14 protein-coding genes are annotated in these 13,431 nt (G+C 71.6%); 7 read left to right on the top strand and 7 right to left on the bottom strand.

The genetic code is table 11. The features are described from left to right. Positions 1-9: 9 nt before the first annotated feature. Positions 10-714 (bottom strand): IclR family transcriptional regulator, encoded by a 705-nt coding sequence (locus DGO_RS01200; protein ID WP_014683643.1) that lies wholly within the window; start codon positions 712-714, stop codon positions 10-12. 139 nt (positions 715-853) lie between these two features. On the opposite strand from DGO_RS01200, the gene DGO_RS01195 reads away from it, so the two are divergent. The 5 genes from DGO_RS01195 (at position 854) to DGO_RS01175 (ending at position 4,777) form a co-directional block, all read left to right on the top strand. Further along, positions 854-1,300, top strand: coding sequence for a hypothetical protein (locus DGO_RS01195; RefSeq protein ID WP_043800483.1), 447 nt, complete (start codon positions 854-856; stop codon positions 1,298-1,300). Positions 1,301-1,390: 90 nt separating this feature from the next. Continuing rightward, on the top strand, positions 1,391-2,281 hold the full coding sequence (gene accD, locus DGO_RS01190) for an acetyl-CoA carboxylase, carboxyltransferase subunit beta (protein ID WP_014683641.1): 891 nt from the start codon (positions 1,391-1,393) through the stop codon (positions 2,279-2,281). Further along, positions 2,278-3,249 carry an acetyl-CoA carboxylase carboxyltransferase subunit alpha gene (locus DGO_RS01185; RefSeq protein WP_043800480.1) on the top strand — a complete coding sequence of 324 codons (972 nt, stop codon included), beginning with the start codon at positions 2,278-2,280 and terminating at the stop codon, positions 3,247-3,249. Before accD ends, DGO_RS01185 begins: the two co-directional genes overlap by 4 nt. Before the next feature lie 93 nt (positions 3,250-3,342). After that, positions 3,343-3,840, top strand: coding sequence for a hypothetical protein (locus DGO_RS01180; protein WP_043800478.1), 498 nt, complete (start codon positions 3,343-3,345; stop codon positions 3,838-3,840). Positions 3,841-4,102: 262 nt separating this feature from the next. Next, on the top strand, positions 4,103-4,777 hold the full coding sequence (locus DGO_RS01175; RefSeq protein ID WP_226991410.1) for a GNAT family N-acetyltransferase: 675 nt from the start codon (positions 4,103-4,105) through the stop codon (positions 4,775-4,777). An 8-nt stretch (positions 4,778-4,785) separates the two neighbouring features. Here the strand turns inward: DGO_RS01175 and DGO_RS01170 are convergent, their stop codons facing one another. Then, complete coding sequence (locus tag DGO_RS01170) at positions 4,786-5,790, bottom strand: serine/threonine-protein kinase (protein ID WP_043800476.1); 1,005 nt, start codon at positions 5,788-5,790, stop codon at positions 4,786-4,788. 104 nt (positions 5,791-5,894) lie between these two features. Here DGO_RS01170 and DGO_RS01165 point away from each other — a divergent pair, with 104 nt between their 5' ends. Beyond that, positions 5,895-6,392 (top strand): hypothetical protein, encoded by a 498-nt coding sequence (locus tag DGO_RS01165; protein ID WP_014683637.1) that lies wholly within the window; start codon positions 5,895-5,897, stop codon positions 6,390-6,392. 58 nt (positions 6,393-6,450) lie between these two features. On the opposite strand, the gene DGO_RS01160 is transcribed toward DGO_RS01165, so the two are convergent. The 3 genes from DGO_RS01160 to DGO_RS01150 all read right to left on the bottom strand — a co-directional run bounded on the left by DGO_RS01160 (position 6,451) and on the right by DGO_RS01150 (position 8,821). Continuing rightward, entirely contained in the window at positions 6,451-6,975 is a 525-nt protein-coding gene (locus tag DGO_RS01160; protein WP_014683636.1) for a hypothetical protein, read from the bottom strand. Positions 6,976-7,101: 126 nt separating this feature from the next. After that, a complete protein-coding gene (locus DGO_RS01155; protein WP_014683635.1) occupies positions 7,102-7,776 on the bottom strand; it encodes a hypothetical protein in 675 nt (224 codons plus the stop codon). A 37-nt stretch (positions 7,777-7,813) separates the two neighbouring features. Further along, on the bottom strand, positions 7,814-8,821 hold the full coding sequence (locus DGO_RS01150) for a GNAT family N-acetyltransferase (protein WP_043800474.1): 1,008 nt from the start codon (positions 8,819-8,821) through the stop codon (positions 7,814-7,816). Between the two features lie 61 nt (positions 8,822-8,882). Here DGO_RS01150 and DGO_RS01145 point away from each other — a divergent pair, with 61 nt between their 5' ends. Then, positions 8,883-9,560, top strand: coding sequence for a PIG-L deacetylase family protein (locus DGO_RS01145; RefSeq protein WP_014683633.1), 678 nt, complete (start codon positions 8,883-8,885; stop codon positions 9,558-9,560). Positions 9,561-9,626: 66 nt separating this feature from the next. On the opposite strand, the gene DGO_RS01140 is transcribed toward DGO_RS01145, so the two are convergent. Together DGO_RS01140 and DGO_RS01135 are read right to left on the bottom strand one after the other, a co-directional pair. Further along, a complete protein-coding gene (locus DGO_RS01140; protein ID WP_083847163.1) occupies positions 9,627-13,085 on the bottom strand; it encodes an ExeM/NucH family extracellular endonuclease in 3,459 nt (1,152 codons plus the stop codon). Positions 13,086-13,180: 95 nt separating this feature from the next. Further along, a complete protein-coding gene (locus DGO_RS01135; protein ID WP_014683631.1) occupies positions 13,181-13,387 on the bottom strand; it encodes a hypothetical protein in 207 nt (68 codons plus the stop codon). Between the last annotated feature and the right edge of the window lie 44 nt (positions 13,388-13,431).

Here is a 13,431-nt window from a genome sequence, read left to right as displayed (position 1 = left end):
CCCCAGCCGTCAGCCCAGGTCTTCGGCCTCGCCCACGATGTGGAGCACCTTTTCGCGGATCTGACGTTCTTCGCGCAGGTAACGTTCGGCGCTCATCTGCACGCCGATGCTGGCGACCACCGCGCCGCCCGAGTGGTAGGGCACGCCCAGGGTGCACTGGCCCGGAATCCATTCCTCGATGGAGTAGGCGTAACCGAGCTTGCGCACCCGCGCGACCTCGGTACGCCACTCGTCGGGCGTGGTGATGCTGCTCTGGGTACACGCGCTGAAGCTGCGCGGCGTGAGGTCGGCGTGGGCATAGAGCAGTTTGCCGCTCGCGGTGGCCGTGGCCGGCAGGTACACGTCGAGCGGCAGGTCGATGTCGGCGTCGGGGTGGCGCTCGCGGATGGCCGCGACCACATCCTCGCCCTCCAGCACGCACAAGAAGGCCACCGCCCGGACCTCCAGCGCCAGCCGGGTGATCAGCGCGCGCGCATCCTGGAACCAGGGCAGCGCCGCCGTGAGCTGCGCGCCCATCTCGGCGATGTGCCACGACAGCCGGTATTTGCCGGCCGGGGTGCGGCGCAGGAAACCGGCTTCGGTCAGGCCCGCGAGGTAGGCGTGCGCGGTGGCGCGCGGCACGTTCAGGTGGGCGGCCAGCGCCCGAACGCCCCACTCGGGCTGCTCGGCACTGAACGCGCCCAGGATGTTGGAGGCCTTTTGCAGGGACAGCACCCGTCCAGCCTACAGGGACGCGGGGAGCCTGTATAGCGGGACCGGATGAGAGCGGGTCCGGCGGAGCTGCCCCCCGGCCCACCACCTGCATGAACCATCGCCCAACGGCCCGCCACGCGGCGGAATGTTAGCGTGACCCATGCGGATCGTGGTGCTCATCGTCTTTCTGGTGCTGCTGGGCCTGCTCGCGGCGCTGAACACCAATTTTCTGATGTATCCCCACACCTTAAACCTGGGTTTCGCCACCTACCCCAACCTGCCGCTGGGGCTGCTGCTGCTGGCGGTCATGTTCGTGCCCATGCTGGTGTTCTATTTCTGGGTGGGGGTCGCCAAGCTGCGCGCCGAGGCCGACAGCGCCCGGCTGCTGCGCGACATGGAGGCCCTGCGCGTGAGCCTGGACACCCAGGAGGGCAGCCGCTTCGCACAGTTGCAGAGTCACCTGGACCAGCGGCTCGGGGCCCTGGGCGCCGGTACGCCCGGCAACGCCGAACTCGAGGCGGTCCATGCCCGGATCGACACCCTGTCGCGCGACCTCAACCTGCAACTCGCCCAGATCGACGACTACCTCAAGCGCAAGCTGGGCTAGGCGGCAACCGGGCACGCCGCCGAGTCTGAACCCGGTGCAATCGGGGGGGCACGGCGACACTAGAATGCGGCCAAGAAGGAGAATGACCTCATGGCGTTAGACCGTTTTTTCCGGCGCCGCCGCCCGCAGCAGCAAGCGGGCGCGGAGATGCCGGACCTGTGGACCCAGTGCCCGGCCTGTAAGGAGGGGCTGTACAACCGCGACCTCCTCGCCAATGCCTACGTGTGCCCCAAATGCGGCCACCACCTGCGGCTGGGGGCCGCCCGGCGCGCCGAAGTGCTGCTCGACGAGGGCAGCTTCGCGCAGCGCTCGGGAGCGGTGCACCCCACCGATCCCCTGGGCTTCGTGGACATCGAGGCGTACCCCGAGCGGCTGCGCCGCGCCCAGGCCAAGACCGGCCGCCCCGACGCCATCCTGACCGGCACCGGGACCATCCACGGCCTGCCGGTGACGGTCGCCATCATGGACTTCGAGTTCTCGGGCGGCAGCATGGGCAGCGTGGTGGGCGAGGAGATCGCGCGCGCGGCCGAACACGCCGCCGAGGCGGGCCTGCCCCTGATCATCGTGGCGGCCAGCGGCGGCGCGCGCATGCAGGAAAGCGCCCTGTCGCTCATGCAGATGGCCAAGACCACGGTCGCCCTCGAAGGCCTCATGGCGCGCGGGCTGCCGTACGTCAGCATCCTGTCGGACCCCACGACCGGCGGCGTCACCGCCAGTTTCGCCACCATCGCGGACGTGATCCTGGCCGAACCGGGCGCATTGATCGGCTTCGCGGGGCCGCGCGTCATCCAGCAGACCATCCGCCAGAACCTGCCCGAAGGCTTCCAGCGCGCCGAATTCCTGCTCGAACACGGCATGGTGGACGACGTGGTGGACCGCCGCGAACAGCGCGCCTACCTCGCGCGGTTGCTGGGCGTCCTGACGCGTCAGACCCCCGACCTCAACGTGCAGGCGGCCCCAGTCCCCGAGGCCCGGCCATGAGCGCGCCCGCCGATACCCTGCGGGAACTCGAAGCCCGCGTGCGCGACCTGGAGGCGACCGCCCACAAGACCGGCCAGAACCTCGACGCCGTCCTCACGGCCCTGCGCGCCGAGGTCGAGCGGCTGCGGAGCCAGGCCGCCGCCCCGGCTGCCCCGGCCCCCGCCGCGCCCATGACCCGCTGGGCACGGGTAGGGCTGGCCCGCACGCCGGGCCGCCCGACCGCGCTGGACTATGTCGAGCGGCTGTGCAGCGACTTCACCGAGCTGCACGGCGACCGCGCCTACGGCGACGACCCCGCCCTGATCGGCGGGCCGGCGCGCTGGCAGGGGCGGCCGGTCATGCTGCTGCTGCAACAGAAGGGCCGCGACACCAAGTCCAAGATCAAGCGCCGGTTCGGCAGCGCCAACCCCGAGGGCTACCGCAAGGCCGCGCGCCTGATGGACCTCGCCGACCGTTTCGGGCTGCCGGTGGTCGCCCTGATCGACACCCAGGGGGCCTATCCGGGCCTGGAGGCCGAGGAGCGCGGCCAGGGCTGGGCGATTGCCGAGAGCATCCAGCGCATGGTACGGCTGCGCGTACCCGCCGTGTGCGCCGTGATCGGCGAGGGCGGCTCGGGCGGCGCGCTGGCCATCGGCGTGGGCAACCGCGTGCTGATCCAGGAAAATGCGTGGTACTCGGTCATCTCGCCCGAGGGGGCCGCGAGCATCATCTGGAAGGACGCGAGCAAGGCCCCACTGGCCGCCGAGGCCCTCAAGGTGAGTGCGGGCGACCTGCTGGAACTGGGCATCGTCGAGGAGGTCGTGCCCGAGCCGCCGGGCGGCGCGCACCTCGACCCCGAGGCCGCCGCCGCGCGCCTGGGCGACGCCGTGAGCCGGCACCTCGACGAACTGTCGGGCCTGGACCCCCAGCGTCTGGTGGACGAGCGCGCCGCCCGGTTCCGCCGTCTGGGCGCCTACCGCGAGGAGTAGATAGATCAGCAAGAGGACGCCGCAACTCCTCTGCCGGCGTCCTTAAGCCATCTGGCGCAGGAGCAGGGAGACAGGGGCGGCTTAGGCTTGGGCATGAGCGAAGACCCCGCGGTCCAGTCTCCCATCGAAGGCCTGCTCGACCTCCTGCGCGAGGCGGTCGAGGGCGGCGTCCCCGGCGAGGGCACCTCCTTTCTGGACGGCACCGCCCGGGACGGCAGCGGCAACCACGGGCTGCTCGCCACCCTGGCAGCCCTGAGCGCCGAACAGGCCAGCCGCGACGTGGGCGGCACGTCGGTCGCCGGGCAGGCGCGGCACACGGCCCTGCACCTCGAAGTCCTGGTGCGTTGGGACCGGGGCGAGCGCGGCCCCTTCGACTGGAAGGGCAGCTTCCTGCCCGCCGCCGTCAGCGACACCCAGTGGACCGAGGTGCAGTCGCGCGTGCGCCGCGCCTACGAGGGCGCCGTGGCCCTCGCCCGGAGCTGGGAAACGCGCCCGCTGGACGGCGACGTGACCGGTGGGCTGGCCGGGGCGACAGCCCACGTCGCCTACCACCTGGGGGCCATCCGGCAGATGGTCAAGGCGCAGGGCTAAGGCATGGGCCTGCGCGCCTTCACGCCCGCCGACGCGCCCGCCTGGGCCGCCCTGACGAACGCCACGCTCGTCCAGCAGACCACCCCCGGGCGCCTGCTGGATGACGACGCCCGCCACGACCCCGCCGAGCCTTCTCGCCGCTGGGTCTGGGAAAGCGGGAACAGGCTGGCCGGGGTGGCGCGGCTGCACCGCTTCCCCTTCGACCCGCCGGAATTCCTGCACGCCCAGGTGGTGGTCGCCGTCCGCGCAGCGGGGCCGGGGTGTGGGCACGGCGCTGTGGGAGGCCGTGCGGGCCGCAGCGGGTGGGGTCCCCCTGGCTGCCGGCGTGGCCGACGACGATCCGGCCAGCCTCGCCTGGGCGCAGGGGCGGGGCTTCGCGCGGCACCGGCACCGCTTCGCCTCGGTGCTCGACCTGACGACCTTCGACGAGGCGCCCTTTGCCCCCGATCTGGAGCGCGCGGCGGCCCAGGGCGTCACGTTGACGGACCTGGGCGGGGCGGACGCCGGTCGCCTGGCCCGGTATCTCGACTTCTTCGCCGAGCGCCTCACCGAGACGCCCGACCTCGCCGGACACCCGCGCTGGTCAGCGGCGCAGGTCCGCGCCTCGCTGCATCTGGACCACGACCCGCACCCCGAATGGCTGGTGCTGGCGACCGGACCAGACGGCGGGTGGCTGGGCACCTCGGCCCTGGTGCGCTACGGCGACCTGGCCTACAACGAGCTGACCGCCCTGACCCTGCCCGCACGGGGCCGGGGGCTGGCGCTGCCCCTGAAGCTGGAGGCGATCCGCCGGGCGCGTGCGGCGGGCTTGACCCGCATGAAGACCAACAACCTCTCGACCAACGCGCCGATGCTGGCGGTCAACCGCCGCCTGGGCTTCGCGGCGCTGCCGGGGGCCTTCGAACTGCGCCGCCCCAGCGGGACAGCGCCGGCCTGAGCCAGGCGCTACTTGCGACGCCGGAACAGCCGCCAGCGGTCCGGACGCGGCGTTGCGGCGTCCCCGGACGGCTCCGGGGTCGGCGGCTCGGTAGGCACAGAAGCCGGGGCCGGAGCCTGGGCAGCGCGCCCCGGCGCAGCGTGACGGCCGGTAGGGGCAGCGGGGGCGCTGGGGGCCGCCGGCTCCTCCTCGACCTGCTCGTCGCCCGGGGTTTCGCCCAGGGCCAGCAGCAGGGCGCGGCGCAGCTCGTCGGCGCCCGGGCGGTCGGAAGCGCGCTTGGCGAAGGCCCGCTCGATCAGGCGGGCGGCGGCGCGGGGCAGTTCGGGGGCGACCTGCGAGAGTGGCTGCGGAAAACGGGTCAGGTGCGCCACCATCAGTTCCTCGTAGCTCTGGCCCAGGAAGGGGCGTAGGCCGCTGAGCAGTTCGTAGCTCAGGATGCCCAGGCTGTACACGTCGCTGGCGCTGCTGCTCGCCTCGCCGTGATAGATCTCGGGGGCCATATAGAAGGGGCTGCCGCTGACCGGCCCGCCCTGCGCCACGAAGTACGAGCTGCCCAGGTCGCCCAGCGCCGCGCGGCCCGCCGGGTCCAGGTACACGTTCTGCGGCTTGACGTCCTGGTGGACCGCGCCCAGGGCGTGCAGGTAGGTCAGGGCCGAGGCGAGATCGGCCAGCACGCGCAGCCGCGCCTCCCAGCCCAGCGCCTGCGGGGCCAGCAGCAGCGTTTCGCTGAGGGGGCCGCCGGGGTAGTAGCGCAGCGCCAGGTACGCCTGCGGCCCGAAGGCGGTGCCCGCGTAGCCGCGCACGATGTGGGGATGGCGGAACTTGAGGGTCAGCCGGACCTCGTTGCCGAAACGCTCGGCCGCCTCCTGTTCGCCCAGGGTGGCGGGGTGCGGCAGCTTGAGGGCGACCTCCTGCCCCCGGTCGCCGAGGGCCAGGTGAACCTGAGAGGTCTTGCCCTGGCCGAGCAGGCGCAGCAGGCGGTAACCGGGTGGGGTACGGTCGAGATGGGTCAAAGGAAGGCTCCATTTTTCACTGTATGCGGGCGACTCTCTCGGAATCCTGTCCGGCGCGGCCCCGGGACGGTCGCCTCGTGGCGGCGCGGTATGCTGAGGGCATTATGACTGCGCGCAACGTGACCCAGGCCGGGAGAAACAAGGGACGCATCCTGCTGTGGCTGACGATTCTGCTCAGCGTGCTGCTGCTGGGCTTCGTCACGGTCTTCACCGCGCGCCACAATCCGCTGTACAGCGACCGCGACGCCTACGGCATCAGCAAGTACAAGTTCATCGAGGCCTGCAAGGAGCGCCTGCACGAGCCCAACGAACTGAGCCTGAACCTCCAGGGGCAGTCGGTGCCGCTGGGCCAGGCGCTGACCCAGGCCAACCAGCTGCGCCAGGGCGAACGCGCCGTCGTCGAGACCGTCGCCACGCCCAGCCAGATCGTGCAGGGCGTGCAGGAAGCCGCCCCCGGTCAGCTCGGTCTGGCCGTGCCGGTCCTGATCGCCGCCGGCAACGGCGAGGCCCGCCGCCCGCTGGCGCAGGCCACCATGCAGTGCGTCTACGACCGCACGACCGCCCGCGCCAACGTCACCCTGGGCCTGGGCGGCGTCCAGTAACTTTCCCGCTCAGCCGCGCCGCGCGCCCTTCCCGGTCGGGAGAGGCGCGCGGCCACTTTCATTTCTCGGGGTCCGGCCCCCGGCGACGCCCGAACAGGCTCAGGCCCCCGGCGGCCGGCACCAGTTCGGCGCGTGCGGCCGCCGGGCCGGGCAGCGCCTCCATCGCCGCGCGCAGCCAGTGGGGCACATGCTCCGCAAGCTGGGCACGCGGAATCCACAGGGCGGTGCGCAGCACGTCCGGCTGAGGATTGAGGATGCCCGAGCAGTATTCGGTGCCGAAGATCAGGTTCAGGCGCGCGTAGGTCGCCTCCGGGCCGGCGCGCGTGACATGGCTGCCCACGAGCACGAGGTCGCCCACCGAGATGCCCACCTGCGAGAGCAGCGTGCGCCGCAGCGCGTTCTCGGCCGTGCCCAGGCCGCTGGACACCGCGCCGAGCAGCAGGCCCGGCAGGCTCTGGGGGCCGCCGGGCAGCAGCAGTTCATGGGGCCGCACCAGCAGCAGCGTGTCCTGGCGGTGGACCAGCGCGAACAGGCCCACCTGGTAGGTCGGGGGCAACGGGGCGGACTCGGCGGGCGGGGCCATACGTTTCAGCGCACTCCGGCGGGGGACACAGTCATGGTCAGTCTCCGGCCGGGATGGGGGGTCTGCCCGGCGTACCGTTCAGCATAGAGCAGTCGGCGACTCCGCACGCCCGCATCTGAACCGGGCTCAGCCCGGCCAGGGCCGGTGCAGGGGGGGCACGAGCGGCGCGGCGTTCAGCGCGCCGGCCAGCGCCCACAGGGCGGCGTCGTGCGCGGGGCTGGTCCAGGCGGGCGACTGGACCAGCAGCACGGCGCGGACCTCGGCCGGGTCGGGCAGTGGGGCGGCGCGCGTCAGGTCGGCGCGCGCGCGGACCTCCGGCGGGAGCAGGGGCGCGAGTTCGGCCCCCGTCCGCTCCAGGTCGAACCCCTCGGCCACCGGCAGCCGGGCGTGCCACTCGGGGTAGGCGCAGGTGTAGTGGCCGATGAGACCCGCGCGCAGGCCCAGCCCCGCCCAGTTGCCCGGCCGCAGCCGCGCCGGGTCCCCGCTGAAGCTGGCGAGGTCGTGGTGCGAGTCGAGGTTCAGCACGTCCTCGCCCGGAAAGCGCTCCAGCCAGGCCCAGGCGTCGGCGTGGCTCAGCGTGATCCAGGCGGGGACGCCCGCGTAGGCCGTCAGCGCCTCCCAGCCGGGATACAGCGGAAACTCTTCCTCCAGCGCGGCCCAGCCGCCCCCGCCGCGCCGCGCCGCCCGCGCCTCCCACGCCCCCAGGCGGTCCCGGTCGCGGTCGCGCGTGCCCCAGACCGGCGCGTCGAAGACCAGCTCGCGCGTGCCGGAAAAGGCGTCCCAATCCACGCTCAGCAGCATGGGCAGCCGTATGGGGCCGGGGGGCGGGGGGCGGGCGTCACGCACCGGAGTCTACGCCCTGGGGGACCAGCCGCAGCTCGTAGCGGGTACGGGTCGCGGTGCGCCGGAAGCCCAGCGCCTCGTTCATGGCGATCATGGCCCGGTTGGGCGCGTCGTTGAAGGTCCGGATCTGGCCGCCGCCCGCTGCGTGCAGGGCGCGCATGGCCGCGACCTTCAGCGCCTTCGCCAGTCCGCGCCCCCGGTACTCGCGCAGCACACCCGTCATGCCGATGTAGCCGTAGTCGCCCGCCGCGTTCCAGCCGATGGTGCTGTAGCCGACATAGGGGCCGGTGAGGGGGTCCGTGCGCGCCGGGTCCACGGCCACGAAGGACAGTTCCGGGCGCAGATCGGGATCGTCCAGCTCGTCCCGGACCCACTGCTCGGGCGAGCGGCGGGTGAGTTCGGTGCCCAGCGGCACGTCCTGGAACAGCAGCCAGTCGAGTTCATAGAGCCGGCGGTCGCAGTCCGGGTCACTCCGCAGTTCGGCCAGCGGGCGCAACTCGGTCCCCTGGGCCGCCACGTCCCGCAGCAGGTCCCCGAAGGCCCCCAGGTCCACATCGGCCGTGTGGAGACTCGACTCGTAGCGGTCCCAGGCCGGCTGGAAGCCGCGCGCCGTCAGGAAGGCCACGCCGGGACGGTCCTGCGGCAGATCGCTGAGCATGGTGCGCAGCTCGCGCGCGCCGCGGTCCTGCGCGCGCCGCAACAGCTCGGCATACAGCGCCGCCCCGACGCCCCGGCCCCGCGCCTGCGGCTGCACGGCGACGCGCCCCCCGTAACGCCACTCCTCGAAGGAAAAACTGTCGTGCCCCAGGCCGCCCACGCCCACCACCTCGCCGTCCTGCTCGGCCACGATCCGGGTGAAGTAGAGGGCGGGGTCGCGGCCCTCGTGCTCGTGCCGCAACAACTCGGGCGTCACGGGCCAGTCGGGGCTGGCCGCGCTCAGGACGCGGGCGATGGCAGGAAAGTCGTCCGGGAGGTGGGCGTCGCGCAGGGTGAAGGGGGCCATGCCTCACCTTATGCGCCAGCATCACGGCCGCGAATCGGCCAACGCGCCTATCCTGGGCCGCATGACCGCCTCCACCTCTCCGGACGCCGCTCCCCTGAAACTCCTGCTCATCCTGCCCCACCCCGACGACGAGGTATACGGCGCCTCGGGCACCCTGATGACCTATCTGGCCGAGGGCCACGCCTGCGGCCTCGTGACCCTGACGCGCGGCGAGGCAGGCCGCACCCTGGGCCTGTGCGACGGCCCCGAGGAACTGGCCCGCATGCGCGCCGCCGAACTCGCCGCCTGCCTGGAGGTCATCGGGCTGACGGTGCACGAGCAGCACACCTTTCCCGACAAGTACCTGCAACGCGAGCCGCTGGAGCCGCTGATCGAGGTGGCGCGCGAGGCGATGGTGCGCTGGCGCCCCGAGACCGTGCTGGCCTTTCCGCCCAACGGCAGCAACGGACACCCCGACCACGTCACGGCCCACCGCGCCGTGAAGGCCGCCTGGGACAGCCTCCCGGAGGGCGAGCGGCCCCGGCTGTGGTACTACGCCAGCGACACGCCGCCCGAGAACGAGGAGCTGCGCGCCGCCTGGATCGCCCCCAACGTGCGCCATGACGTGAGCGCGCACGTGACGCGCAAGCTGCAGGCCATCGCCTGCCACCGCTCGCAGGCGCTGAGCACCGTGGACTTCATCCGCAAGTACCCCGAGCGCGTGACCACCGAGACGTTCTACGAGTTGGGGCGGGACTGAGGGACAAAGGCGTAAAAAGACCGCCCAGACCAATTCGGCGCTGGGCAGTCTGCTGTTGAGGGAGGCTCAGTTACAGGTATTGACCGGAGCAGTGCTGTTGCGGGGGCTGGGGGCCGCCGCCGCGAAGTCGCTGCCGTTCTGGTCGGTGTCGGTGCAGCCGTTCTGTTTGCGCAGAATGCCGGTGGTGCCCGAGGTGCTGGTGGCGGTAGCCGGAGCAGCGGCAGACCCCTCGAAGGCGTTGGCCGCGCCCCAACCCACGAAGTCCACGACAGTATTGTCGGTCGGGCCGGAGAGGGTCCCGAGTTTGGTGACCAAGGCGATCTTGCCGCCGGTGGCACTCATCGCCGCGTCGCCAGTGGCGTCCGGTGCGGGAAGGTTCTGGGTACCGCCCGCACCGGCGGCCATCTGAACAAGGTAGTACGCTCCTGGCTGGATGATCGTGGCCGGCAGCGCGAGGTTGTTGCTACTGCCAGCGGTGCTGCTGAAGGTGCCTGCCGTGCTCGTGTATTGCAGGAACAGGCCGCTGGTCGACAGTGCGCTCGTGCTCGGGTTGAACAGCTCGACGAAATCGTTCTTGAGCGTCGCGCCGCTGTTGCCGCCGCCACCGTAGGCCTGGCTGATGACGAGGTGATTGACTGTCGCGCTGACGGGGCGGCTCACATTCACGTTGATGGTCAGGTTGCTGCTCGGCGTGCCGCCGTCGCCCGCCGTCGTCACGGTCACGGGATAGGTGCCTGCCGCCGTACCCGCCGGGGCGGTGACGCTCACGGTGAAGCTGCCGTTGGGCGCCGCCGTGGCCGGGGCGCTGACCGTCAGGCCCGCCGCATTGCTGGTGCTCACTGTCAGGTTGCCGCCCGAGTAGTTCTGGGTGCTCACCGTGACCGTGCTGCCGGCCGACGCGCCGCCACTGGTCACCGACAGGCTGACCGGGCTGGCACTCAGGGAAGTGCTGGCCGCTGAGGCGAGGGGGGCCTGCGCCGTCAGGTTCAGGCCGACCAGCACCGGGTCATGGTCGCTGCCCCGGAAGGGCGTCGGGGCATAGAGCCCGCTGATCTGATTGGCCGTCTTGAACTCGGTGTTGTAGTCGAGCACCGTGGGCTCGTCCGAGTTGATGTGCCACTTGGTCTGACCGGTGACCTGGGCCTTGAGGCTCGCGCTCGCCAGGGCGTGGTCGAGGCTGCCCCACTGACCGTCGAACTGATACGAGTAGGCGCTGCTGGAGAACAGGTTGCCGTAGCCCGCGTCCGCCAGGATGCTCAGCGGCGTTTCCATCTCGTAGGCGTTGTAGTCGCCCATCAGAATGCGGTCGTCTTCCTGGATGCCGGTGGGGTTGGTCGCCAGCCAGCGGCCGATGACGCCCGCCGCCTGCTCGCGCGCCTTCCAGGCATTGCCCTGGCCGTCGCCCCGGTCGGTATCCCCGAGTGCGCCGCACGCGCTGCCCTTGCTCTTGAGGTGCAGCATGACGGCCGTGAAACGCCCGCCATTGGCGTTGCTCTGGAAGGTCTGCGCCAGCGTGGGGCGGCTGCAGTTGTCGATGTAGCTCGGGTCGTAGCTGTTGTCGAGCTTGGCGAGCTGCCCGACCGGCGACACCGAGGCGGGCTTGTAGATCATGGCGACCGAGATCGCGTCGGTGCCGACCTTCGCGCCGGGGTTGATGTAGGCGTAGGTGCCCGCCCCCGCCTCGGCGTTCAGCGCCCCGACGAGGTTGGCCACCGAGCTGTTCGCGCCCTTGTCGAAGTCGTTCTGCATTTCCAGCAGGCCCAGCACGTCGGGGTTCAGGCCCAGGATCGCCTTGACGGTCTTGGTGCGCTGGCGCAGGAACTCGTCGCAGTTGTTCGCGCCGCGCGAGTTGGCGCTATCGGTGCCGTTGGGCGTGCAGCCCGAGTTGGAGGTCACGAGCGACGTGAAGAAGTTCAGCACGTTCATGCTGCCGACACGCAGGCTGCCGCCGACCGCGTCGGGTGTGTCGCTGCGGGGGTTGGTGGCCTGCACCTGCACGTTCTGGGCCGAGGCGTGGATGCGGTAGGTGTCGAGGCTGCCGATGCCGGTCCAGCCGTCGTTGCTGTAGCCCAGCACGCCGGTCGCGGTCACGGTGTCGCCGCCGCGCAGGGTGTTGTCGGCGCTCAGGGGCTGGCCGCCGCGCGCGAAGACCTCGGGATCGGGATTCTGCGCACGGGTGCCGTCGTCGATCCGGATGAAGCGGTTTTTGAGGTCGGCCGTGTAGGCGGCGTTGCCGGCCGTGCTGGGCGCGTTCACCTGCGTGAAGGTCTGCAGGCGGCTGTCGGCGATGTCGAAGCTCCCCCCGCGGCCCAGCGTGAAGTTGTTGGTCACCACGCCGCTGGCCGTGACGCGCATGCCCTCGTAACGTTCGCGCTCGGTGAAGGCCAGGGGCAGCTTGAGGGTCGTCGCAGCGGGCATGCCCACCCCGGCCTTGACGAGCGCCGCGCCGCCCGCGCCCGCCGTGATCTGCGTCGCGGTGACGAATTCGCCGACCGTGCCGGTCACGCGTACGCGGTCGCCCACCCCGATGGTCGAGCTGCTCACGTTGGCGCAGTTGGTCCCGCAGTACACGAACACGCCGTCGCTGGTGGTGGAGTCGCCGTCGGCGTCGATGCCCTCTTCCTGGACATAGAAGCCCTGAAGGGTCCCTGCACGGAGGTCGGCCGTGACCACGCCTTCGACCGTCACCGTCTGCCCGGCCAGGGGCGAGGCCGCGTCGCCGCTCGGCGTCTGGCCCTGCACCGAGGCGACGTTGGTCAGCTTGAGGGCCGCCGGGCTGTCGGCCGCCGCGACCAGCATGCTGAAGCTGAAGGGGTCGCTGTCGCTGATGTCGTTGCCCTGGATCGGCACACTGACGGCGAAATTCACGACCTGCGAGGCCCCGGCTTCCAGGCGCGTGGCCTGCCAGCCCTGGTGGCTGATGCCGGGGGCGGTGGTGCCGGCGGGCAGGTTCAGGTCCAGCGCGCCGGTGTCCAGGTCGCCCACGAGCGGGGTGGCGTTCGGGTCTTCCTGAATGGCGGTGCCCGACTGCTGGTAGGAACGCTCGGGCTTCAGGCCGGTCGAGCTGGCCGCCGCCCCCGTGCGCGTCCGCACCTTCAGGAAGGGCGTCTCGCCCTGGGTGGCGAGGCTGCCGTCGGTGTCCACCGGCACGTAGGTCGGCAGTACCACGGCCGCGCCGCTGTTGTTCGTCACCGTGAAGGAGGCCGTCATGTGGATGACCTTCTTGCTGCTGTCGACCAGATTGACCGTGCTGTAGGGCGTGAAGCTCAGGCCGCCGACCTCGCTGGCCTGCGCCGAGAGGCCGCCGGCGCGCTCCATGTTGGCCTGGAGGTTCTGGGTGCCCAGGCCGCTGACCTTGAGCTCGTACAGGCCCAGCGAGCGCAGGGGCCGCGCGGGGGCCGGGGTCTGGGCGACCGGCGTCTGTGCCGTGGGGGTCTGGCTGGCGGGCTGGCCGCAGGCGCTCAGGGCCAGCAGGCCCAGCAGCAGGGAGGAAGCGGAACGCAGGGCGAAACGGGTCGAGGACATGATTCTCCTGAGAAGCAGGCAGAGCGGTGGAGGCGAAGGGGTCGGCGGCCCCGCAGGGCAACCGGATCAGGAGGCGGCGCGGCGGCGCACGGGCCTCAGAACTTGTTTTTCCAGATGCCGAAACTCGGCAGGCCGCTGTCGCTGTTCACGGTGGGGCTGCCGTTGAAGGGCACCGAGTAGATGAGGGTCAGGGCCTGCCAGGCCCCGAGGTCGCGGACCCGAGGCGCCTCGTAGGGGGCCTGCTCGGCAGTCTGGGAGGGGGCGGCCTGAGGCGAAACGGAACGGCTGAAAGACTGGGACATGTCACTCCTGGGGATGAAATAGAGATGTAAGAATTCTGTAGGAA

The sequence above is a fragment of the Deinococcus gobiensis I-0 genome, assembly GCF_000252445.1.
Classification (GTDB): Bacteria; Deinococcota; Deinococci; order Deinococcales; family Deinococcaceae; genus Deinococcus; species Deinococcus gobiensis.
This window is presented reverse-complemented; position numbering and strand designations above follow the sequence as displayed.